The following is a 23,028-nucleotide window of genomic DNA, read 5'->3' on the forward strand; positions in this document are numbered from 1 at the left end:
AGTCTGACGCCTAAAGCGTCTGGAAGCACGTGACTTCAGTCATGTGAGGTTCACAATGCACAGAAACAGGGACGCAAATACAGGATGGATTTTCCAAAGTCCTGCGTATTATATTTGAGAAGCGGAAAGAATACGCCGGATTTTCTGGAGATAGAGATGGTACTTTCGGATGAGAAAATAGTACATTATTGGGTTCCGACAATGAAATTGGAGACATATACGAGAAACAGTATTTTTGAAAAAAATTTACTGATGCTTCTGCCGTTTTATATTATGCGATATGAAAAGGATATTCATGAAATGAGTGAGAATCCGGAAATGTTCCAGAGTTTGCTAAATGACTATGAGGAAATCCGGATAAATTTGGAAAGAGAACTTTCAGGAGCAGATAAGACGGTTTTATACATGAATTTAAATAAACTGATCATAAAAATAGCGGACTATATATGTAGGAATGAAAAAACAGTCCGGAAAGGAATAGGTGAGATTATGGGTGGAAAAGTTCTTGAACTGGAATCTGAAAGGCTCGAACGGCTTCAAAAAGAGGCGGAAGCAGAGGCAAAAGCAATTGGAGAAGCAAGGGGTAGGGCAATTGGAGAAGCAAAGGGCATAGCGATTGGAGAAGCAAAGGGTATAGCGATTGGAGAAGCAATCGGCGAAGAACGATTAAGCACTTTACTTAATCGTCTGATTATGGATGGAAGAAGTGCAGAAATACAGTCTGTTGTGACAAATGCAGAGACTCGAAAACGGTTATATAAGGAATATGGGATTTTACCAGAATAAGTATTAAATAAAACGACAGTATTACTTTTTATATATGAGTTAAGGGGTGAAATTTTAGGATAAAATGAAACTTGACGAACGATATGAATGTGGATATAATAGGTTCAGAAATAAAAAAATTGGAATTTTTAACCGGATTTGACCGGCCCTGATATCGCTAAGGAGGAACATGTTATCATGAAAATCGGAAATGATATTTATTATGTAGGTGTAAATGATCATCAGATAGATCTGTTTGAAGGTCAGTATGTAGTGCCAAACGGTATGTCCTATAACTCATATGTGATCATGGATGAAAAGATCGCAGTTATGGATACCGTAGATGCTAATTTCAAAGACGAATGGCTTGAAAATGTAGCCAAAGTCCTGGACGGTGCAAAACCGGATTATCTGGTAGTACAGCATATGGAGCCGGATCATGCCGCAAATATCGAGAACTTCATGAAAGCATATCCTGACACAACCGTAGTTGCAAATACCAAGACCTTCACTATGATGGGAAATTTCTTCAGAAACCTGAATCTGGACGGAAAGAAGCTGGTGGTTGCAAACGGTGACAGCCTGACACTTGGAAAACATGTGCTGACTTTCGTATTTGCACCAATGGTTCACTGGCCGGAGGTTATGGTTACATATGACAGTACTGATAAGGTTCTGTTCTCAGCAGACGGTTTCGGTAAATTCGGAGCACTTGACGTAGAAGAAGACTGGGACTGCGAAGCACGCCGTTACTATATCGGAATCGTTGGAAAATACGGTGCACAGGTTCAGAAGCTTCTGAAAGCTGCCGCAACTCTGGATATCCAGACAATCTGTCCGCTTCATGGTCCAATCCTCACAGAGAACCTGGGACATTACCTTGAGAAATATGATATCTGGTCCTCCTACAAAGTAGAGAGCGAAGGTGTTGTGATCGCCTATACATCTGTTTACGGAAACACAAAGAAAGCAGTAGAACTTCTGGCACAGAAACTGGAAGAAAAAGGATGCTCGAAAGTAACTGTATTTGACCTTGCAAGAGATGACATGGCAGAAGCAGTGGAAGAGGCTTTCCGTTACGGTAAACTGGTACTTGCCACAATTACATACAACGGAGATATTTTCCCATTTATGCGTACCTACATTGAGAACCTTACAGAACGTAGCTACCAGAACCGTACCATCGGTCTCATCGAAAACGGAAGCTGGGCACCTGCAGCAGCAAGAATCATGCAGGGAATGTTTGAAAAGAGTAAAAATATCACATGGCTTGAAAATAATGTAAAGATCACTTCTTCCTTAAGCGAAGCAAACGAAGCAGAGATTGAGGCCATGGCAGAGGAACTCTGCAAATAATTGATAATTGTAAACAGCAGGATCGAAAGATTCTGCTGTTTTTCAGAATAAGATAAACCCGGTTACTGAGAACGGAGTGTACAAGTAACTAAACCCGTAAGAGAAAGGCAGGAACAAAACATGACAGTAGCAGAAGTTATAAAGAAAATGGTAGAGTATTCCAAGGGAGATCTTCATGACATCAACCATTTCATGAAAGTATACGCATATGCAAAAACAATCGCGGAAGGCGAAAATCTGTCACCGGAGCAGCAGAAGCTGGTGGAGGTGACTGCGGTTGTCCACGACATTGCCTGCCCTCTCTGCAGAGTAAAATACGGAAATGCCAACGGTAAACATCAGGAGGAAGAAAGTGCGGCACTGATAAAGGAATTTTTCGCAGATTCAGATATGTCGAAAGAATTTGTAGATCGTGTTTCTTATATTGTAAGCCATCATCATACAATAACCGGAATCGACGGTATTGATTATCAGATTATGATAGAAGCAGATTATCTGGTAAATGCAGATGAGAGTAATTTCTCCGGAAACAATGTGAGAAACATGCTGGAAAAAGTATTCAAAACAGAGACAGGAAAATTCCTGCTCCAGTCTATGTATCAGAAGAGATTGAATGCTAAGGAAGAGAAATAAACAGAATGAAAATATAACATCAAAATAATCATTGAAAAGCTGTCACAAAAAAGTGGCAGCTTTTTGAAACTTTTCATTACATTTTCCCATCTAATAAGTGTAAAACAAAAACAATAAAACTTCATTCGAATGAAAACCATTTACAGAAACATATAAGCAAGGAGGATCAGCATTTGATACAGTTGGTAAAACGTTCCATTTCAGGAGATGCGGATGCATTTCTGGAACTGATGGAAAAGAATTCTCTGGCAATGTACAAGGTGGCGCGGGGAATCCTGGATAATGATGAGGATGCCGCAGATGCCATGCAGGATACCATACTTACCTGCTTTGAAAAAATACATACACTGAAGAATCCGGAATATTTTAAAACCTGGATGATTCGTATTCTGATCAATGAATGCAATAAAATCCACAGACATTATAAAAACTTCAGCAGAGCCGAAGAACTTCCGGAAGTTCCCGGACAGGATATGTCCATTGAGGAATTTGAGTTCAAGGAAATGCTTGGAATGCTGGATGAATCCTACAGGATCATACTGGTTCTGTATTATGTAGAGGGATTTCGGATCGCAGACATTGCTTCTATATTAAATATGAATGAAAACACAGTAAAAACCAGACTGGTCAGGGCCCGGGTGCAGCTAAAGCAGGAATATACTTCAGCAGAAGATAATATTCAGAAGGAAAGACTGCAGCAGAAGAAAAAGAAAAACAGAGAATTTACAGGTATAACAGAAGAGCTTGCGGAAAACCAGAATGGAAATATGAGAACAGGATCGGTAACAGCAGGAAGTATAACGGTAAGTGCAAGAAAGGGATGAAGTGATCATGGCGAAGAAGTTGGATTTTGATAAAGAAAAGAATAACAGAAATGATAATGCGATAGAGGAAATCATGCAGGCAGATTTTCCATTGCCAAAGCAGGCAGAAGATGCAAAAAACGAAGCATTTGCCAGAATCAGGGAAATGGCAGCAGCTTCTGAAAATGTGGAAAATGCAGAGAATATTGTGCAAAGATTGCCAGAGAAATCAACAGAAAAATCAACAGAAAAATCAACAGGAAGTTCCGGAAAGAAATCCACAGGAACAGTAAAATCGCATAAGAAATTCAAAACAGTGTACAAAACAGCTTTGGGACTGACCGCAGCGGCAGCTGTGTTTTCCGCAGTGTGTATCACAAATCCTGCATTTGCAGAGAACATTCCTCTGGTCGGAAATGTGTTTAAGCAGCTCGGCAATTCCCTGGGATTTTATGGTGATTATTCGAAATACGCAAAGCAGCTGACAGCATCTGCAGAAGATACACTGTCTGCAGATGCTGATGGAAGTCAGGAGGGCAGCAGTAATTCTCAAAATGCTCAGTCTGAGGATCAGAATACAACAGAAAATAACAATGCAGATAAAACGAAAGACAATGAATCATACAGTAAAACAGTAGATGGAACAACTGTCACGCTTTCAGAAGTATACTGTAATGAAATGGCTCTGTACCTGTCCATGACAATCCATACAGAGGATAAATTCCCGGATACATTCATTACATCTGATGGAAAACCCAATATTAAGCTCAGCGAGAATTCTACAGTGAAATATGATTACATGGATGAAAAAAGTAATCTGTTCAATGCTTATCTGGATGGAAAAATGCTGGATGATAACACCTATGCAGGAGTTTTGCGTATTCCTGTAGAAGATATGACAGTGGATGATGCAGGATGGACAAAATTTTATGAGGTGCGTAACGCATTTTTCAAAGAAAAAGGGATTGATGTAGATTCTGAGGACTTTAGTTTTGACAAGTTAGCCCAGACACTGGGAATGGATGAATACAGTGATGAGAACCTTCCTCAGGTGGGAGGTCCGGCAATCAGCGATTATGTCAAAGACATCAAAGTACCTGACAGGTTTGCCATGGAGCTGGATCTGAAAGATATTGTGGGTACTCTTCCGGATGACCAGGATACTACCCCGGATATCCCTCAGGATCTGCGGGATGAATATAATCAGAAAATGGCAGAGCATGGAATCAGCACAGATGATGCAGATTATGAGAGCCTGACAGAAGAACAGAAGGATCTGGAACATCAGTTTTTCACTGAGATGTGGAATGAGTATTTTGAACGGTATCCTGAGGCAATTGAAGGTAATAACAGATATAACTCATGGACACTGAAGGGTGACTGGAAGTTCAACGTAGATGTAGAGAAAAATACTTCCGATACGGTTAAAAAGGATGTAAATGTGGTAGATGAAAATGGAGATGGTGTTCTCTCCATTACGAAAACACCATTTGAGATCACTATGAAAATGCAGGATCCGGAAGCAAAGTATTTTGCAGTTATGCTGGATGCCAATGGAGATATCATGCCATATGGAGGCGTGTCAAACAGCAATAACACATATGCGATACAGGACAGAGACATTTCCACTGTATATATTTATCTTTGTGACTACTATGAGTATATGGATGAGCTGAAAGGCTACTACTGGTCCGATGACTACGAAGAAAAAGCAAAGACCAGGACCTTCAAACAGCTCCTGGATGAACGGGCAGTTGCCGGCACAGAAGTACATTTTGATACAGATAAATAATGATATAAAGCTTCTTTTTGTCCTTGATATCAGATGATAAAGTTCCGTAACTGAAACAGCATCTTCACAATTTTCTGCAGAAAGATGATGTTTTAATTATTTTGATAAAAAAGGTCAGAAAAACAGTAGAATCTGAGCCAAGTTAATGTTACAATGTAGGCGTCTCAAAAAAAGAGTGCAGAAGGGAGCCAAAACAAAATGGACTACGCAAAAGAATCTTTAAAAATGCATTATGACTTAAAAGGTAAAATTGAGGTTGTATCAAGAGCCAAAGTAGATTCCAAAGATGCTTTAAGCCTTGCTTACACACCAGGTGTTGCTCAGCCTTGTCTGGAGATCCAGAAGGATGTAAACAAGAGCTATGATCTGACAAGACGTTGGAATACAGTTGCTGTTGTAACAGACGGAACTGCAGTACTTGGACTGGGAGATATCGGACCGGAAGCAGGTATGCCTGTTATGGAAGGCAAATGTGTACTCTTTAAAGAATTTGGCGGTGTAGACGCGATTCCGCTCTGCGTCCGCAGTAAAGATGTTGATGAGATCGTTAAGACAGTAAGCCTCCTGGCCGGATCCTTTGGAGGAATCAACCTTGAGGATATTTCCGCACCGAGATGTTTTGAAATTGAAAAGAAACTGAAAGAATGCTGTGATATTCCGATCTTCCATGATGACCAGCACGGAACAGCAGTTATCACACTTGCAGGTGTTATCAACGCGCTGAAACTGGTTGGAAAGAAGCTTGACGAAGTGAAGATCGTTACTTCCGGAGCCGGTGCAGCAGGTATCGCTATCATCAAACTGTTAATGTCCATGGGACTTAAGAATGTAATCATGACAGACAGAAAAGGTGCGATTTACGAAGGCAGAGAAGGATTAAACCCGATTAAAGAAGAGATGGCTAAGATCACAAACTTCAACAAAGAGAAAGGTACTCTTGCAGAAGTGATCAAAGGCGCAGACATCTTCATCGGTGTATCCGCACCTGGAACACTGACACAGGATATGGTCCGCACAATGGCAAAAGATCCTATCATCTTTGCATGTGCAAACCCGGTACCTGAGATTTTCCCTGATGAAGCAAAAGCAGCAGGCGCAGCAGTGGTATCCACAGGACGTTCTGATTACCCGAACCAGGTAAACAACGTACTCTGCTTCCCGGGACTCTTCCGTGGTGTACTGGACGCAAGAGCATCAGATGTTAACGATGAAATGAAAGTTGCAGCAGCATATGCAATCGCAGGTCTGGTAAGTGACGAAGAATTAACAGCGGAATATATTCTTCCGGCAGCATTTGACCCACGCGTAAAAGACGCTGTAGCTAAAGCTGTAGCAGAAGCAGCAAGAAAATCAGGCGTAGCAAGGATTTAAGCAAATAGAATAATGAAGCCCTCTGTTTTCATGTGAGCAGCATGCAGACGGAGGGCTTTTTTGTGTTATAGGAAATTACTCCGTAATGTTCCTATAACACAAAAAGGCCCTCCGGGCAGGATCGCACTGCGACGGAGAGGAATTATGTCGCTGAAGCGACCCGCCGCAGGCGGAGAATCCTGCAAGCAGGATTCTTTTACATAATATTCAATCTGACCTCTAAAAAATTCAAAAAATTGGTCATTGAAATAATGACACATTTCGCGTATGATAACTTCAACATATTGATGCGTCAATATATAAAAATCTGATAGTGAGAATCAAACAGGCAATCTGGCTTATTGATATGAGCTTTCTATCAGATCATATGAGAGGGGACAGTTATTATGAATACTCAGAACAGCACAATTACAAAACTTGCAGAGACAGCTCTTATGGCTGCGTTATGCTATGTATCTTTTACATTCCTGCAGATTAAGATCCCTGTACCGGGCGGTGATGCAACATCCATCCATATCGGAAATGCATTCTGCGTACTGGCAGCACTTCTGATCGGCGGTGTATACGGCGGATTATCCGGTGCCATCGGAATGGGAATCGCAGACCTGATGGATCCTGTATATATCACAGGCGCACCAAAGACATTTGTACTGAAATTCTGTATTGGCCTGATCACAGGTCTGGTAGCACATAAGATTGCAAAGATTAATGAAAGTACAGATAAGAAATACGTTTTCAAATGGAGTGTGATTGCCTCTGTAGCAGGTCTCGCGTTTAATGTTGTGGCAGATCCGATCGTAGGATATTTCTACAAACAGTATATTCTCGGACAGCCTCAGGAACTGGCACAGGCACTTGCAAAAATGAGTGCTGTAGCGACATTATTCAATGCAGTTGTTTCGGTGATTCTGGTAGCAGTGATCTACAATGCAGTACGTCCGGTACTGATCAAAAGTCATCTGCTTACAGTTACCGGTAAGAAAAAAGAACAGGCAGCATAAACGGAAACAAAATGAATAAGACATAATAAAACAGCATTTCGGGTGCAGAACCTGAAATGCTGTTTTATTATGTTACAGGAAATTATTCCGTAATGTTCTGCGCAGAAGTTTTTACTTGTCTGACGAAGGAAAAACATGCACAAGCCATAGGATACAATTCAAAGAGTATGCACTTTTTTGACCTCAAAGTAGCACTTTTTTGGACATAGTGTAATAAGATAGAAAAAATAAATTGTGCATATTTAACAAATGACGAAAAAGAAAGATAAAAAAATTCAAACTTATGCGAAAAAGGTATTGCTATTTCAGAAACAAAGTGGTATTATACAACTATCAAAAAACCTTATGCGCAAAAGGTAAAAAGAAACAGTTAAAAAAATGACGAGGTGACGAAAATGAAGAAAAAAGTATTTGCAACACTTTTAGCAGTATCTATGATCGCATCAATGGTTCCGGCAGCAGTATCCGTACAGGCAGCAGACGGTGACAGTATTCGTCTTGTAAACGGTAAGATCGAAGTTGACGCTCAGCTGAAGAAATTAGCTGAAATGTATGAGAAAGAAACAGGAACTAAAGTAGAAATCGAATCCATGGGCGGCGGAATCGATATCCAGGGTACTCTGAAAGGATACTATCAGTCAGATAATATGCCTGACATCTTCGTAAACGGTGGTGCTACAGACTTCGCTAACTGGACAGACCTTTTAGTAGATATGAGTGATCAGGAATGGGCTTCTGACACAGATGCAGCTTATGTTGATGAAAAGCAGGGTACAATCGGTTTCCCATATACAACAGAAGCAATCGGTCTTGCTTATAACAAAGACATCCTTGACAAAGCAGGAATTGATCCTTCTACATTAACAGGTCCTGATGCAATCAAAGAAGCATTTGAGACAATTGATTCCAAGAAAGATGAGCTTGGACTGACAGCAGTTGTAGGTTATGCAGCAGAACCAGTTAACCTTTACTGGTCAACAGGTAACCACTTATTTGGAAACTATCTGGATTCAGGTCTTGACAGAGATGACACTACTTATATTGATATGCTCAATGATGGCGGTAAGGTTGACGAAGATCGTTTAACAGATTTCGCTAACTTTGTAGGTCTTCTGAATCAGTATTCAGATCCGGCACTTCTTGTATCCGGTACATATGATCAGCAGATCCTTAACTTCTCATCTGGTAAATATGCATTCGTTACTCAGGGCTCCTGGATCGGTGCAACTATGACAGGTGATGATGCAGATGCTTATAAAGAAGCTGGTAATTTCGAAGTTGGTATGATTCCATACGCATTTGAAGATGGAATTGATACAATCCTTACAAACTCTCCATCCTGGTGGTCAGTATATAAAGATGGTAATGTAGAAGCAGCAGAAGCATTCCTTCAGTGGCTGACAACAGATGAAGCTCAGGAAGTTCTTGTTAAAGAAGCTGGTTTCGTAAGCCCGTTCAAGTCCTGCACAATCGTTGGTGATGATCCATTTGCTCAGACAATCACTGATTATGTATCTGCTGGAAAGACATCTGCTTGGCATTGGTTAGAGCAGAAAGAAGGACTTGCACAGAACTATACAGGTCAGGTATTTGCTGACTATGCATCTGGCAGCCTTGATGAAGCCGGATTCGTTAAGACACTGGAACAGGTTATCCAGGGTGCATACGCAAACTAATAATTGAAACTTATGGGCGGCGCTTATGTTGCCGCCCACTTTTATTTGCGCTGCATACCTGAGTAAAGGTCCGGCAGACCTTTATTCAGGTACGCAAAAAAGTCTAAGACACATTGATTTTTGCTTTGAAATAAAAAATAGGAAGGATGAGGCAAAATGAATACAAACAGTGCTAGTAAAAAAGCAATTTCCATGGTATGCTTGATCGCCGGTATTATTTTACTGGCAGCATCATTGATCCAGGATATTTCCGGAAGCGGAGCTGGCTGGAGAGGTCCGGCGCTGATCATTGGTGCAATCGGCATTTTACTGGGAATGTATTTATTCCCGACATTAAAACATCACAGAAGCATCGTTAACTTTATATTTGTATTTCCATTGTTATTTACATTTGTAGTAACAGTTATTATTCCATTATGCCTTGGTGTGTTTTATTCCTTTACAGACTGGAATGGAATCAAGATGACAGGATTTGTAGGATTTACAAACTATAAGGCAATGTTCAATGAACCAAGTTTTCTCTGGTCACTGATCATCACAATTCTGTTTGTAGTTCTGAACATGGTTCTGGTAAACGTAGTAGCGTTTATGCTGGCCTTACTCTGTACCTCTAAGGTTAAGGGACTCTCATTCTTCAGAGCTTCCTATTTCCTGCCAAACCTGATCGGTGGTATCGTACTTGGTTATGTATGGCAGTTCGTATTTAATAACGTACTGATCAAGATGACAAATAATATTTCACTTCTGTCAAAGACAAACACAGCTATGATGGCTATCATCGTTGTTTATATCTGGCAGTATGCAGGTTATATCATGCTGATCTATGTAACAGGTCTGACACAGGTACCTAAAGATGTACTGGAAGCATCTCAGATCGATGGCGCAAATGCTGTTACAACATTATTTAAGATCAAGATTCCGATGATCGCAGCTACAATTACAATCTGTACATTCCTTACCTTAACATCTGCATTCAAACAGTTCGATGTTAACATGGCTCTGACAAATGGTACAGGTTCTGTCACAAGTTTCTTCGGAAACTATCTGACAAACGGTACTCAGATGCTGGCTCTGAATATTTATAATACAGCGATCTCCAAGAACAATTATGCACTTGGTCAGGCGAAAGCTATTCTGTTCTTCATTATCCTGGCTGCTGTATCTATTATTCAGGTTAGAATTTCCAATAAGAAGGAGGTTGAAATGTAATGGTTACGAAGAAAACTCCAAAGGTAGTGCTTACAGCTGTTGCGATTGTTATCGCAGCGTACATATTATCTCCTTTCTATCTGGTACTTATTAATACATTTAAGAATGCAAACGGTATTGTTGCCAACCCTGTAAGCTTTGCAGGTGCAAGCTTTGCACAGTTTAAGACAAATATTTCAAACGTTGTCAACAACTCTAACTTCAGTTTCTGGAGTGCATTCGGAACATCTGCGATCATTACAGTTGTTTCCCTTGTATTACTTGCTTTATTCGGCGGTATGGCTGCATGGGTTATCTGCCGTAACAAGACAAAATGGTCTACGGCTATTTACATGACATTTATCGCATCCATGACAATTCCTTTCCAGGTAGTTATGCTTCCTCTGGTTTCTACATTCCGTGATGTAGGTAAATTCCTTGGAATCAATATGCTTCAGTCTATTCCTGGTATTGTATTTGCATACTGTGGATTCGGTGGTGCTATGACAGTATTTATCTTAACTGGTTTTATTAAAGGTATTCCATATGAACTGGAAGAAGCAGCAGCGATTGACGGATGTTCTCCTGAGGGAACTTTCTTCCGCATTATCCTTCCGCTTCTGAAACCGGTTATTGTTACTGTTACTATTCTGAATGGTATGTGGATCTGGAACGATTACCTTCTTCCTTCTCTGATGTTAGGACAGAATGGTAAGGTTAAGACTCTTCCGGTTGCTGTACAGGCGTTTGTTGGTTCTTATGTTAAGCAGTGGGATCTGATCCTTACTGCAGCACTCCTGGCAATGATTCCGATGATCATCGTATTCCTGCTTGCTCAGAAGCAGATTATGAATGGTATGGTTGAGGGTGCTATTAAATAGGCTTGCAAATACTTTTTGAATAGCTGTCGTTTCCTCATTTATTGGGGACGACAGCTTTTTTATGGTTTCAAAGGGGACGCGAAGAAAAATAAATGTTTTGAACCACGGCTGCGGGGGCAGGAACTCTAAGCCTTTGGAAATTTGCTAAAACCATGCCAGAAAAATTCAAACTCGCTTCGCTCAGACAGTGAATTTTTCTGACATAACGCAAATTCCCAAAGACTAAGAGTTGCTACACCCCCTGTAGATGTGGTTAAAAACATTTATTTTTCTTCGCTGTGAACTGGCTGGGACTGTGAATGATAGTATGGAAGTGTGTTATCGGATATGGAGTGGAGAAAAAACGGAACAGAAACGGAATAGAAAATGGTAGTATAAATTTATTGATATGGGGTTGAAATGTTGGGGGTTTTATAGTAATGTAGGTGATACAACGCTTAAGGCGAGGGCTGTCTCGGGACAGTCTGTTTTTGTGAAGAAGGATGAGGAAAAGTTTTATGGAGAGGACAAAAGAAAGGTCATCGTTTCGTAAGAAGTTTATCGGTGACAGGAAGTTTTATATGATGGTTCTGGCTGTGGCTGTTCCGATCATGATCCAGAATGGAATCACGAATTTCGTGAGTCTGCTGGATAATATTATGATCGGGCGGATCGGTACGGAGCAGATGTCGGGGGCTTCCATTGTGAATCAGCTGATTTTTGTCTATAATCTGTGTATTTTCGGAGGGGTATCCGGAGCGGGTATTTTCACGGCGCAGTATTTTGGACAGAAGGATCACGAGGGTGTGAGGCAGACATTCAGATATAAGTTCTGGATGGCTGTGATTCTGACGATTGGAACGATTTTGATGTTTCTGACTGTTGGAGAGAATCTGATCAGTATGTATCTTCAGGGAGAGGGTACTGCGCAGCAGATTGCAGATACGCTTAAGTATGGAAAGCAGTATCTGGATATTATGCTGTTGGGATTGCCGCCGTTTATGATGGTGCAGATTTATTCCAGCACTCTGAGAGAGTGCGGAGAGACTGTTCTGCCAATGAAAGCCGGGGTTGTGGCAATCTGTGTGAATCTGTTGTTTAATTACCTGCTGATTTATGGTGTATTTTTCTTCCCTAGACTGGGTGTGAGAGGTGCGGCAATCGCAACTGTGCTGTCACGTTATGTGGAGGCGGCAATTGTAATAGGCTGGACACACAGGCATACGGAGAAGAATGCATTTGCAAAGGGGCTGTACAGCACGCTTAAGGTTCCTGCGAATCTGACAAAGAAGATTCTGGTCAAGGGTACACCGCTGTTGTTTAATGAGACTTTATGGGCTTCTGCCATGGCGATGCTGACTCAGTGTTATTCGATTCGAGGGCTGAATGTGGTTGCTTCGCTGAATATTTCCAATACCATCAACAATGTGTTTAATATTGTATTTATTGCGCTGGGAGATTCTGTTGCGATTATTGTGGGACAGCTTCTGGGTGCGGGAGATATGAAGAAAGCGAGAGATACAGATAACAAGATGATCGCGTTCTCAGTGATGTGCTGTACCTGTGTGGCAATGGTGATGTTTGTTATGGCGCCGCTGTTTCCGATGCTTTATAATACCAATGATGAGGCAAGGGAGCTGGCGAAGTATCTGATTATGATCACTGCATTCTTTATGCCGCAGAATGCGTTTTTGCATGCAACCTATTTTACTCTGCGTTCCGGTGGAAAGACGATTATTACGTTCCTGTTTGACAGTGTGTTTATCTGGTGTGTCAGTGTGCCGATCGCGTTTGTGCTGAGTCGTTATACAGGGATTCATGTGCTTGTGATTTATGCATGTGTGCAGCTGGCAGATTTGATTAAGTGTGTGATTGGATTTGTGCTGGTTAAGAAGGGTGTGTGGCTGCAGAATATTGTTTCATCATGATAAAAATTTTCAATAACATTTGGCTTGACTAACCGATATACTATAGTGTATTATCAGAAAAAATATTTATATTCTCTTTGCACTGCATTACATTCAACAGAATGCGAGATCAACAGTACAAACTGAGCAGGCGATGCCCGAGATGCTCGAGGGCGTGGGGCCGGGCCGCGCGAAGCGGCAGCAGATATGAAAATTTTCAGACATATCTGTGGGACAGTGTATGTTCCGCAGGTGTGTCTTTTTGTTTTCTGAAAAGTATGTTTTGGAAAGATTTTCTTTTAGAGGGATTTTTTTAGGAGGATTTTCTGAGACAGGTGCAGTTCCGAAATACAAAAAGACCCCTGTAAGACCGCACTTTGATAAGTCACAGAAAGGAAATATGTTTTCTGACTGTGGCGCAATGTATGTGACATAAGAAGAACCTGTAAACTCAAATATAGGAAAGTACAAAAGCTTATATATTTGAAAAGAAAATTTAGGAGGTCCTGGTTATGGAACAGACAAAAAAATTAAACATGACAGCAATGTCAGACAAGACAAACAGTAACACGACAGCTAAGAAGGAAGAGCCTGCATGGGAACATAAGGTGGCAATGAAGGTATCAGGTGTGAGTATTGCAGTAAACCTGTTACTTTCCTTATTTAAATTACTTGCCGGAATTGTGGCACATTCAGGTGCTATGATCTCAGATGCGATTCATTCTGCATCTGATGTGGGAAGTACTTTCGTAGTGATTGTCGGTGTGAATTTATCCAGTAAAAAATCTGATAAGGAGCATCAGTATGGACATGAGCGGATGGAATGTGTATCTTCTATTATTTTGTCCGGATTGCTTCTGGCAACCGGTATCGGAATTGGTATGAGTGGAATTGAGAACATTATTAAGAGTACTTCAGGAGCAAGTATTGCAGTTCCCGGAACATTGGCACTGATTGCAGCAGTAGTTTCTATTGTAGTGAAGGAGTGGATGTTCTGGTATACCAGAAGTGCTGCGAAGAAAATAAATTCCGGTGCACTGATGGCAGATGCATGGCACCATCGTTCAGACGCAATGTCTTCTGTTGGTGCATTTATTGGTATCCTTGGTGCAAGACTTGGATTCCCGATCCTGGATCCACTTGCCAGTGTTGCAATCTGTGTACTGATCGTGAAAGCATCTGTAGATATTTTCAGAGATGCAATTGATAAGATGGTTGACCATTCCTGCGATGAGGCAACAGAAGAGAGCATGAGAGAAGTGATCATGGGAGTGAAAGGAGTGAAGGGAATCGACCTTCTCCAGACACGATTATTTGGTTCTAAGATGTATGTGGATATTGAAATCTCAGCAGATGGTGAGATTCCACTGAATGAGGCACATGACGTTGCAGAGAATGTTCATCATACTATAGAGAAAAATTTTAAAGACGTAAAACACTGCATGGTTCATGTGAATCCGGTGAATGAGTAAATAAAAAGCGAGACTGTCCGAAGTATAATCTGGGCGAGGGTGTAAAAATTCTTGTGTCTATGGAAAGTAAATCTTTCTGATAAGAAATAGATATGTAAAATTTTGCTGTCGAATTAATGATTATGCGGCTGTCGAATATATCTTTGTACTTACAGTATTGCCATGTAGGAAAATTATATACATCATTTTCGATTTTTTTGCATGACAAGTAATGCATCATGATTATTGCCTTTTGTGGGCTCTGCCCACACCCGACCTCTGGAATAGGATCGGAAATTTCTGGCAATAATATAAATGCCGAAGGAATAGACAGAAAGCAGGAATGAGGGGCTTAAAAGAGCTTCCCCATTCCTGCTTTTCTTTTCTCTTACAGATAAGCAGTAAGCCGTTCTCCGTAAAGGACTATCAGCTGATTCAATACCCGATCCCAGTTCCGGTATCTCTGCGTCCACTTTTTGACTACGTTCTCGCTGGCAAGATACAGCATCTTTTCCAATGCAGAATCGCTTGGGAATACGCTTTTCGTTTTCGTGACTTTCCGATACTGGCGGTTCAATCCTTCTATGATATTTGTCGTGTACATAATGCGTCTGATATCATTAGAAAACTGGAAAAAGGAACTTACATCTTCCCAATTATTTTCCCAGTTACTGATCGCGTACGGATATTTCTTCCCCCATTTTTCTTTCATGTTCTCCAGCTCTGTTAAAGCGGCTGTTTCGTTCGGAGCATTGTACACTTCTTTGAAATCTGAGGAAAACTTTTTCAGATCATTATAATTTACATATTTGAAAGAATTGCGTAGCATATGGATCACACATCTCTGGATCTCTGCCTGCGGATAAACTGCCTGAATAGCTTCTTTAAAACCCGGAAGACCATCCACACAGAAGAAAAGGACATCTTTTACTCCGCGGTTCTTAAGATCATTAAGCATCCCAAGCCAGAACTTGCTGGTTTCATTTGCGCCTACTGTGATGCTGAGGATATCTTTGTATCCCTCCACTGTAACGCCAAGAACTACATACGCAGCACGACTCAGGATTCTGCCATCCTCACGTACTTTATAATGAATACAGTCCATAAAGACAAACGGATAAACCGGGTTCAGAGGACGGGACTGCCATTCCTTAACCTGAGGAAGTATCTTGTCTGTGATCTTGCTGACCATTTCAGCTGATAGCTCAATTCCATAAAGATCCTGGAGCTGGTCGTGGATGTCACGTGTACTCATACCACGGGCATATAAAGAGATCACTTTTTCCTCAATCCCGGAAATATCTCTCTGGTATTTAGGGATGAGTTTTGGTTCAAACTCACCGTTACGGTCTCTTGGTACGTCGATTTGAAATTCACCGTATTGACTCTTTAAGTTTTTTGTAGAATGACCATTTCTTTTATTGTCTGTCTGTAGATCTCCCTTATGGTTTTTCTCGTAGCCAGGAGTTGCATCCAGTTCTGCCTCCATCAGCTCCTGCAGGATATCCTTGAAACTGTCTTTCAGAAGCGTGTATATAAACGCTATTAATGTTGTTTTCTGAGAGGATCTGTCGAATTTGTTCTTTTGCAACTGCCATAAAAAATACTCCTTTTCGATAAGAATTGTCATATCTGAATTCTTACCAAAAAGGAGTTATTTTTTACCAAAAACACAAACTATTTTACACTACCGAATAACTATTTGCAAGAGATTTCATTTTTCTCTTTGTAATAGGTAGAAACTGTGTTAATACGATACAGACACTAAAAGAGCTGGTAATTATATCACTGCTTCATGCATATGGCCATCAGTTCTTTTATTTTGTATTATTTACACTGATCCATAAATGACTTTTTCAATGTTACAAAATAGAAGAATCATTCACTCTAAAACCGTAATATACCACAAATATGGCAGAATAAGAAAAAAGTGGTACCGCTGAAAGTGGCTGTCAGCACTGTCTTTATTTGATTATGGCATATTACCACTTTTTTATAAGAAAGTCTTTATGTTATATATTTAATCTGTAATTTTCTTATTTTTCTTCATAAAATATGGAATGTGGCATGTAGCAATGTTAAATTGTACTTTGGCATCCGCTCTAAAACCCATATTCTGTAAGAACACTGAAATGCTTTATAACCTAATACTAACATCCTCATTACAAAGCTAAACAATCATGAATGATATAGCGTTAGCAGAACATCTTCTTGTTCTGCTTGCTCATTTTATACAACAGACTGAAACTGTGTCAATGGGGCATATTTGCCGGCGTAAGCCCTTGCCATTGATTCAGATTGAAGACTGTGGTATAAGAATACAGTTATTTATGAAATCACAGAAGTGAAAACTGTTGCTGGACAGCAGCTCTTAAAAGATAAGATTGCAGTCACATTGCCAATTAAAATGACACCGGATGAGGTGAAAAAGTTATCCGCTGATACAAGCAAAGGAGAATATAATGATGCAGAGAACATGTGGTATTTCTATGATGCCACATATGAAATTACAAACAATGCGAAATTCACTATGCCAAAAGCCGCATAAATACTGGGTTTTTTAAGAAAGTCAAACATTATTTCCCAATTACACAATTTATATGTTTTTGGGGATTTTATTTGTTTTTGGGAAAATCAGGTCGTTTTTAGGGAAATTTTTTCGTTTTTGGGATGTATAGACAAAGCAAAAATAAGTGATCTCTTGCCCATACATATAGATGGTATGCATACCTTGGATATGCGGCGTTTATTACATTGTTTGTACCGTTTGTTGTACATGCCGTTGCGACAAAGGGAAAAGAGATCTGAAGAATAAAAAGCTGAACAGAAAATCCCCCGTTGATCCGTATGGCAGGATCATCAGGGGATTTTGTCAAAGTTCACAAAAATATTATAAATATTTTATTAAATATTCCAGATAGACAACATATATTTTTTCTGATATTATTACGTACAGTTATTAAATAGTTACGAATCAGAAGGATTGTTACTGAAATATTTATTTATCGTCAGGCAAGACCTTATAGTAGTATAGGAATAGGTTTTCTATATACTGTAATGGTCTTTTTTTATTTGTTTGGCAGCGGGGGAACAGGACTATGGTTATCCATAAGATTTTGAATAATAATCTGATACTGTCCAGGGATGGACAGGGACATGAAGTTATTGTAAAGGGCTGCGGAATTGCCTTTCAGAAAAAGAAAGGACAGCAAGTGGAGGAGTCCAGGATCGAGAAAATCTTTACTGCGGAAAATGCCCAGATCAGCAAGGAGATACAGGGTTATCTGACTGCTATTCCGGAAAAATATCTGGATTTTGTGGAAGCTTTTGTAAATGATGTGAAGGAAAAAGAGGGGATGAAATTAAATGACAGTATTTATTTTTCCCTTAGCGACCATATCATGGGTGCGATCTCCAGACTTGAAAACGGGATCCGCCTTCAGAATATGCTGCTTCTGGATATCAAGCAGCTTTATCATAAGGAATATGAGATCGGCTTGGAATTACTGAAAAAGGTAAATGAGATGTTCGAGGTAGATCTTTCTGCAGATGAAGCAGGATTTTTTGCATTGCATTTTGTGAATGCGGAAGATGGCGGCAAGACGGACAGCTATCAGATTTCCATTATCGTACATCAGATCCTGGACATCGTGGAGAAGTATTATGACAATATGGAATTTCAGGAGGATAATCTGTATTATCAGCGGTTTCTCACGCATCTGAAATATTTTGCCCAGAGATTCCTTCATAAAGAGCTTCACTATGATGAGAATCAGGAGCTTTTCAAGATCATTAAGGAGCAGTACAGAGAAGCTTACGGCTGTGTAAAAATGATCTATCTTATGATGGAAGAGGAATATAAATACGCTATGACTGAGGATGAAATGCTGTATCTGACGATTCATATCCAGAAGATCACAGAAGACCATAAACGTCTGAAAAATCTGTGAAAAGAGATTGTTTTATAAATTAGGTGTTAATGGATTGTTACTGAAATACGTGCCATGTGCGTATCTTTTCAGGCAAGACCTTTAATATAAATTTCAATATTTATTATTAAAGGAGGTCCCCAAATGAAAAAGGACTATGCAAAAACTGCAGACACACTGATTGCAGCGCTGGGCGGAAAAGATAATATCACCCGTCTGTTCCACTGCATGACAAGGCTTCGTTTCTATGTGAAAGACAGATCGAAGATCAACGAGAAAGAGATCTTAAAGCTTTCTGAGATCTCCGGCGTTAACTGGCATGAAGATCAGTTCCAGGTTATTGCAGGAAACGAAGTAAACGCTGTTTACAAGGCATTGGAAGACAAAGGCGTTCCTACCGATGATGCACCGGCAGCGAACTCTGACAGCTCAAAGAGTGTTGTTTCAAAAGTTATCGATGCCATCACCGGATGTATGACCCCGATGATCCCTGCCCTGACTGCAGCTGGTATGATCAAAGTTGTACTTAGCCTGCTGACAACTTTTCATCTGGTATCAGAAACAAGCAGTACCTACCAGGTGATCAGTTTTATCGGAGATGTTACTTTCTACTTCATGCCGTTCCTGATTGCAGCAAATGCTGCCAAGGTTTTCCGCGTGAACCAGTCACTGGCGCTGTTTATTGCCGGTGTTTACTTAAGCCCTACCTTTGTAACTATGGTAGCTGGTGATGCGGCCATCACACTGTTTGGTCTGCCGATCACAAAAGCAACTTATTCTTATTCCGTTATTCCGGTTATCCTGATGGTATGGATCACACATTATATTGAGATTCTGGTTGATAAGATCACACCGAAAATGGTAAAACTGATCCTGAACCCGACACTGGTAATTCTGATCAGTGCACCGATCGCCCTGATCGTAGTTGGACCGATCGGAACAATTATTGGTAACGGACTTGCGGTAGCCATCAACTTCCTGTCCGTAAAACTTGGTTTCATTATTGTAGGTATCCTTGCAGCAACCTTCCCGTTCATCGTTATGACCGGTATGCACCATGCGCTGACACCGATCGGACTGAATGCCATTGCAACCGGTGGTACCGATACACTGATTTTTGTATCTCAGGTATGCTCTAACCTTGCACAGTCCGGAGCTTCTCTTGCAGTAGCTGTAAGATCCAAGGACAGCAACATGAAACAGCTGGCAAGTGCAGCCGGTGTTTCCGCTCTTATGGGTATCACAGAGCCTGCTCTGTATGGTGTTACACTGAAACTGAAAAGACCGGTTGTAGCAGCTTCCATCGCAGCCGGAATCGGTGGTATCGTAGGAGGACTTCTTCAGGTTTCTCTTTACATTGCACAGAATTGTATCATGGCGATCCCGGCGTTTATCGGCGAGAAGGGATTAAGCAATCTGATTTATGGAATCATTATGATCGTGGTATCTTTTGTAGCTGCTTTTGTTCTTACGCTTATCTTCGGATTTGAGGATGTAAAGGCTGAGACAGAGGATGAAGTACAGAACACAGATACAGAAAAACAGCCTGCACAGCAGAGTGTTCCGCTTGTAGACAAGATCGAGCTTTGTGCACCGGTAGCAGGAACTGTAAAAGCACTTTCCGATGTTCCGGATAAAACTTTTGCTGATAAGGTTTTAGGTGACGGAGCAGCAATCGTTCCATCAGAAGGTAAGGTTTATGCACCGGCAGATGGTACGGTGGCAAATATCATGGACAGTAAACATGGAATCATGTTTGTGACAGAAAGTGGAGCAGAAATTCTGATCCACATCGGACTTGATACTGTAAATTTAAATGGCAAATATTTTAAATCCCATGTTTCTGATGGAGATAAGGTAAAAAAAGGAAAGCTTCTTGTGGAATTCGATATGGATGCCATTAAGAAAGAAGGATATGATCTGATCACACCGGTTGTTGTGACCAATATTTCTGATTATATCAAAGCAGTATGCATGGAAAAAGAAGATGCAGCTGTAAATGCAGGAGATAAATTCCTGACTATTGTATAAGAATAACAACGAAACATCAGGCGGAGATAACAGATCCGCCTGATGTTTGTAAAAAGGAGAAAATTAAAATATGAAAAATTATAATCGTATGCCGGAAAACTTTCTCTGGGGCGGAGCAACTGCTGCAAACCAGTATGAAGGCGGTTGGGATGAGGATGGCAGAGGCCCGTCCATTGCAGATATCCTGACAGGAGGAAGTGTGGATAAGGAACGTCGTCTTACACCGCCGGCACCGTTACCGGAAGAATTTTATCCCAATCACCAGGCGACTGATTTTTATCATCACTGGAAAGAGGATATTGCTCTTTTTGCAGAGATGGGATTTAAGGTATATCGTTTTTCTATTTCTTGGTCCAGAGTGTTCCCAAATGGGGATGAGGAAACTCCAAATGAGGAAGGCCTTAAGTTCTACGACAATGTGATCGACGAACTGAGAAAATATAACATTGAGCCGCTGATAACGATCTCTCATTATGAGAATCCCCTTCATCTTTCTCTGGAGTATGGCGGATGGAAAAATCGTAAGATGATCGATTTCTATCTTCGATTTGCAAAGGTTTTATTTGAGAGATATAAAGGTAAGGTAAAATACTGGCTGACTTTTAATGAGATCAATATGCTGACGCAGGACTTTGGGGCGGTATTCTGTGCAGGAATGCTGGACCCGAAGGATGTATGTGAGCAGAGCCGTTATCAGGCAATGCATCACCAGCTGGTAGCAAGTGCACTTGCAGTTTCCATGGCTCATGAGATTGATCCGGAGTTTATGCTTGGCTGTATGCTTGCTTATCACAATGGTTATCCATATACTTGCCATCCGGATGATATCTTATATGCACAGCAGTTTGGGCAGATCCACAATTCCATTGCCGGTGATGTTCATGTAAGAGGATATTATCCGGGATTTGCAGCGAGATACTTTGAGGAGCACGGAATCCAGCTGGAGGTTCTTCAGGAGGATAAAGAGATCCTCAAGAAGGGTACGGTGGACTTTTTCACTATCAGCTATTATTCCAGTAGCTGTGTCAGCGTGACAAAGGACGGAGAGAAAACGGCCGGAAATGGAAGTGACAATCTGAAAAATCCATATCTGAAAGCTTCCGACTGGGGCTGGCAGATCGATGCAACTGGTCTTCGCTATGTTCTGAACCAGATCTATGACCGCTATCAGATTCCGATCATGATCGTGGAAAATGGTCTTGGGGCGGTGGATCAGCTGACAGAGGATGGAAAGATTCACGATGATTACCGTATTGAATATATGCGCCGCCATATAGAGCAGATGAAGGAAGCAATCCATGACGGAGTAGATCTGATCGGCTACACCTGCTGGGGCTGTACAGATCTTGTCAGTGCCTCCACTGGAGAATTCAAGAAGCGTTATGGTCTTATCTATGTAAATAAAAATGATGACGGGACTGGAGACTTTTCTAGAATCCGCAAAGATTCTTTTTACTGGTACAAAAAAGTGATTGAATCCTGCGGGGAAGAGCTTTAACTGAATCAACTGCGAAGCAGTTATCTGGTGTAGAATTATGTAGCGAATGCGGTTGCTTTTATCCGGTTGACGACAAAATCCTGGAGTATGACAATGTACTCCGGGATTTTTTTGGAAGGTTGACTTTTACACGGTAAAGTGTAATACTTATTGTAAGTGACGAATGTGAGGAGTGTTTTTTATGCCGGATGAAAAAGTACTGCAGGTAGCGATACTTATATGGGGATGTGTATTTTGTGCCATAGCTGCATTATGTATGAGAGCGTTTCAAGTTTTGTGTAAACAGAAAAACTGATATAAAATATGTCATTAGTTATCGAGGACAGAACCTGTTTTCAGGGTTTTAAACTGAAAGGTGCAGGCGAGCTTATTCCTGATATTATGGGAGTATGAAACTTTTTTTTCGATGATATCATCCTGCATATCTAACTTCCATAAATTGTCTTTTGCTATCAGAAATCGGTGGATTTTCCAGCGCTTTAATCCAATAGATTTCTCCATCGCATTCTAACTGAATATACATCTTTCGATTTATGAGTGCGCATTTAATGATTTTTGTTAATGATCCGGTTTTCAGTGTTGTGTTCACCGCAGTAGCGCCTGGTCTGGCATATGCCGGAAGATCACTGTTTACTGTGAAATATCGGCTGCTTCCGTCTGCGGAATATATTTCTTTATAGGAGCCATATCTGCTTGTCGGAACAAATTTTCTATTGACATATTCGTAGGTGAAATTAATTGCATTGATACCAAGAGAATAAGAAACG

17 protein-coding genes, 1 pseudogene and 1 riboswitch are annotated in these 23,028 nt (G+C 40.7%); of the genes and pseudogenes, 16 read left to right on the plus strand and 2 right to left on the minus strand.

The annotated features are described in order from the left end of the window. Nucleotides 1–84 precede the first annotated feature (84 nt). The 12 genes from LJE11_RS15975 to LJE11_RS16030 all read left to right on the plus strand — a co-directional run bounded on the left by LJE11_RS15975 (nucleotide 85) and on the right by LJE11_RS16030 (nucleotide 14,824). Nucleotides 85–786 carry a hypothetical protein gene (locus LJE11_RS15975; RefSeq protein ID WP_120062709.1) on the plus strand — a complete coding sequence of 234 codons (702 nt, stop codon included), beginning with the start codon at nucleotides 85–87 and terminating at the stop codon, nucleotides 784–786. Nucleotides 787–963: 177 nt separating this feature from the next. After that, on the plus strand, nucleotides 964–2,121 hold the full coding sequence (locus tag LJE11_RS15980; protein WP_120062708.1) for an FprA family A-type flavoprotein: 1,158 nt from the start codon (nucleotides 964–966) through the stop codon (nucleotides 2,119–2,121). A 120-nt stretch (nucleotides 2,122–2,241) separates the two neighbouring features. After that, nucleotides 2,242–2,754, plus strand: coding sequence for an HD domain-containing protein (locus LJE11_RS15985; RefSeq protein ID WP_120062707.1), 513 nt, complete (start codon nucleotides 2,242–2,244; stop codon nucleotides 2,752–2,754). 173 nt (nucleotides 2,755–2,927) lie between these two features. After that, a complete protein-coding gene (locus tag LJE11_RS15990; RefSeq protein WP_118510213.1) occupies nucleotides 2,928–3,578 on the plus strand; it encodes an RNA polymerase sigma factor in 651 nt (216 codons plus the stop codon). After that, nucleotides 3,562–5,349: a DUF4179 domain-containing protein gene (locus LJE11_RS15995; protein ID WP_120062706.1), complete on the plus strand. Its 1,788-nt coding sequence runs from the start codon at nucleotides 3,562–3,564 to the stop codon at nucleotides 5,347–5,349. Before LJE11_RS15990 ends, LJE11_RS15995 begins: the two co-directional genes overlap by 17 nt. 198 nt (nucleotides 5,350–5,547) lie before the next feature. Continuing rightward, nucleotides 5,548–6,720: an NAD(P)-dependent malic enzyme gene (locus LJE11_RS16000; RefSeq protein ID WP_019160940.1), complete on the plus strand. Its 1,173-nt coding sequence runs from the start codon at nucleotides 5,548–5,550 to the stop codon at nucleotides 6,718–6,720. A gap of 386 nt (nucleotides 6,721–7,106) precedes the next feature. Beyond that, nucleotides 7,107–7,721, plus strand: coding sequence for an ECF transporter S component (locus LJE11_RS16005; RefSeq protein WP_008705795.1), 615 nt, complete (start codon nucleotides 7,107–7,109; stop codon nucleotides 7,719–7,721). A gap of 434 nt (nucleotides 7,722–8,155) precedes the next feature. Next, nucleotides 8,156–9,397 (plus strand): ABC transporter substrate-binding protein, encoded by a 1,242-nt coding sequence (locus LJE11_RS16010; protein ID WP_416386421.1) that lies wholly within the window; start codon nucleotides 8,156–8,158, stop codon nucleotides 9,395–9,397. Between the two features lie 156 nt (nucleotides 9,398–9,553). Further along, nucleotides 9,554–10,606, plus strand: coding sequence for a carbohydrate ABC transporter permease (locus tag LJE11_RS16015; protein WP_022380862.1), 1,053 nt, complete (start codon nucleotides 9,554–9,556; stop codon nucleotides 10,604–10,606). Next, nucleotides 10,606–11,466, plus strand: a complete 861-nt coding sequence (locus LJE11_RS16020) for a carbohydrate ABC transporter permease (protein ID WP_055058736.1) — start codon at nucleotides 10,606–10,608, stop codon at nucleotides 11,464–11,466. Before LJE11_RS16015 ends, LJE11_RS16020 begins: the two co-directional genes overlap by 1 nt. A 497-nt stretch (nucleotides 11,467–11,963) precedes the next feature. After that, a complete protein-coding gene (locus tag LJE11_RS16025; RefSeq protein WP_055060599.1) occupies nucleotides 11,964–13,373 on the plus strand; it encodes an MATE family efflux transporter in 1,410 nt (469 codons plus the stop codon). A gap of 112 nt (nucleotides 13,374–13,485) precedes the next feature. Next, a riboswitch (NiCo riboswitch) is annotated at nucleotides 13,486–13,592 on the plus strand. A 305-nt stretch (nucleotides 13,593–13,897) separates the two neighbouring features. After that, on the plus strand, nucleotides 13,898–14,824 hold the full coding sequence (locus LJE11_RS16030; protein ID WP_165858284.1) for a cation diffusion facilitator family transporter: 927 nt from the start codon (nucleotides 13,898–13,900) through the stop codon (nucleotides 14,822–14,824). Nucleotides 14,825–15,191: 367 nt separating this feature from the next. Here the strand turns inward: LJE11_RS16030 and LJE11_RS16035 are convergent. After that, nucleotides 15,192–16,401 (minus strand): annotated as a pseudogene (locus tag LJE11_RS16035) (IS256 family transposase). Between the two features lie 746 nt (nucleotides 16,402–17,147). Between LJE11_RS16035 and LJE11_RS16040 the strand changes: the two are divergent. The 4 genes from LJE11_RS16040 (at nucleotide 17,148) to LJE11_RS16055 (ending at nucleotide 22,261) form a co-directional block, all read left to right on the plus strand. Next, on the plus strand, nucleotides 17,148–17,351 hold the full coding sequence (locus LJE11_RS16040) for a hypothetical protein (RefSeq protein ID WP_008705781.1): 204 nt from the start codon (nucleotides 17,148–17,150) through the stop codon (nucleotides 17,349–17,351). A 550-nt stretch (nucleotides 17,352–17,901) separates the two neighbouring features. After that, entirely contained in the window at nucleotides 17,902–18,753 is an 852-nt protein-coding gene (gene licT / locus LJE11_RS16045) for a BglG family transcription antiterminator LicT (protein WP_015526343.1), read from the plus strand. 123 nt (nucleotides 18,754–18,876) lie between these two features. Beyond that, entirely contained in the window at nucleotides 18,877–20,763 is a 1,887-nt protein-coding gene (locus LJE11_RS16050) for a beta-glucoside-specific PTS transporter subunit IIABC (RefSeq protein ID WP_008705777.1), read from the plus strand. Between the two features lie 70 nt (nucleotides 20,764–20,833). Continuing rightward, entirely contained in the window at nucleotides 20,834–22,261 is a 1,428-nt protein-coding gene (locus LJE11_RS16055; protein WP_059086639.1) for a glycoside hydrolase family 1 protein, read from the plus strand. A 412-nt stretch (nucleotides 22,262–22,673) separates the two neighbouring features. On the opposite strand, the gene LJE11_RS16060 is transcribed toward LJE11_RS16055, so the two are convergent. Then, the coding region (locus LJE11_RS16060) for a hypothetical protein (RefSeq protein WP_227296225.1) at nucleotides 22,674–23,028 on the minus strand (355 nt) is incomplete at its 5' end.

The organism is Blautia sp. DFI.1.216, from assembly GCF_020594215.1.
In the GTDB taxonomy this organism is placed as follows: Bacteria; Bacillota; Clostridia; order Lachnospirales; family Lachnospiraceae; genus Blautia_A; species Blautia_A wexlerae.

Bases quoted from the DNA above. Each gene is read 5' to 3' on its own strand.
- LJE11_RS15975 (WP_120062709.1), top strand. From the start codon at position 85: ATGGATTTTCCAAAGTCCTGCGTATTATATTTGAGAAGCGGAAAGAAT.
- LJE11_RS15980 (WP_120062708.1), top strand. From the start codon at position 964: ATGAAAATCGGAAATGATATTTATTATGTAGGTGTAAATGATCATCAG.
- LJE11_RS15985 (WP_120062707.1), top strand. From the start codon at position 2,242: ATGACAGTAGCAGAAGTTATAAAGAAAATGGTAGAGTATTCCAAGGGA.
- LJE11_RS16000 (WP_019160940.1), top strand. From the start codon at position 5,548: ATGGACTACGCAAAAGAATCTTTAAAAATGCATTATGACTTAAAAGGT.
- LJE11_RS16005 (WP_008705795.1), top strand. From the start codon at position 7,107: ATGAATACTCAGAACAGCACAATTACAAAACTTGCAGAGACAGCTCTT.
- LJE11_RS16010 (WP_416386421.1), top strand. From the start codon at position 8,156: ATGATCGCATCAATGGTTCCGGCAGCAGTATCCGTACAGGCAGCAGAC.
- LJE11_RS16015 (WP_022380862.1), top strand. From the start codon at position 9,554: ATGAATACAAACAGTGCTAGTAAAAAAGCAATTTCCATGGTATGCTTG.
- LJE11_RS16020 (WP_055058736.1), top strand. From the start codon at position 10,606: ATGGTTACGAAGAAAACTCCAAAGGTAGTGCTTACAGCTGTTGCGATT.
- LJE11_RS16025 (WP_055060599.1), top strand. From the start codon at position 11,964: ATGGAGAGGACAAAAGAAAGGTCATCGTTTCGTAAGAAGTTTATCGGT.
- LJE11_RS16030 (WP_165858284.1), top strand. From the start codon at position 13,898: ATGTCAGACAAGACAAACAGTAACACGACAGCTAAGAAGGAAGAGCCT.
- licT (WP_015526343.1), top strand. From the start codon at position 17,902: ATGGTTATCCATAAGATTTTGAATAATAATCTGATACTGTCCAGGGAT.
- LJE11_RS16050 (WP_008705777.1), top strand. From the start codon at position 18,877: ATGAAAAAGGACTATGCAAAAACTGCAGACACACTGATTGCAGCGCTG.
- LJE11_RS16055 (WP_059086639.1), top strand. From the start codon at position 20,834: ATGAAAAATTATAATCGTATGCCGGAAAACTTTCTCTGGGGCGGAGCA.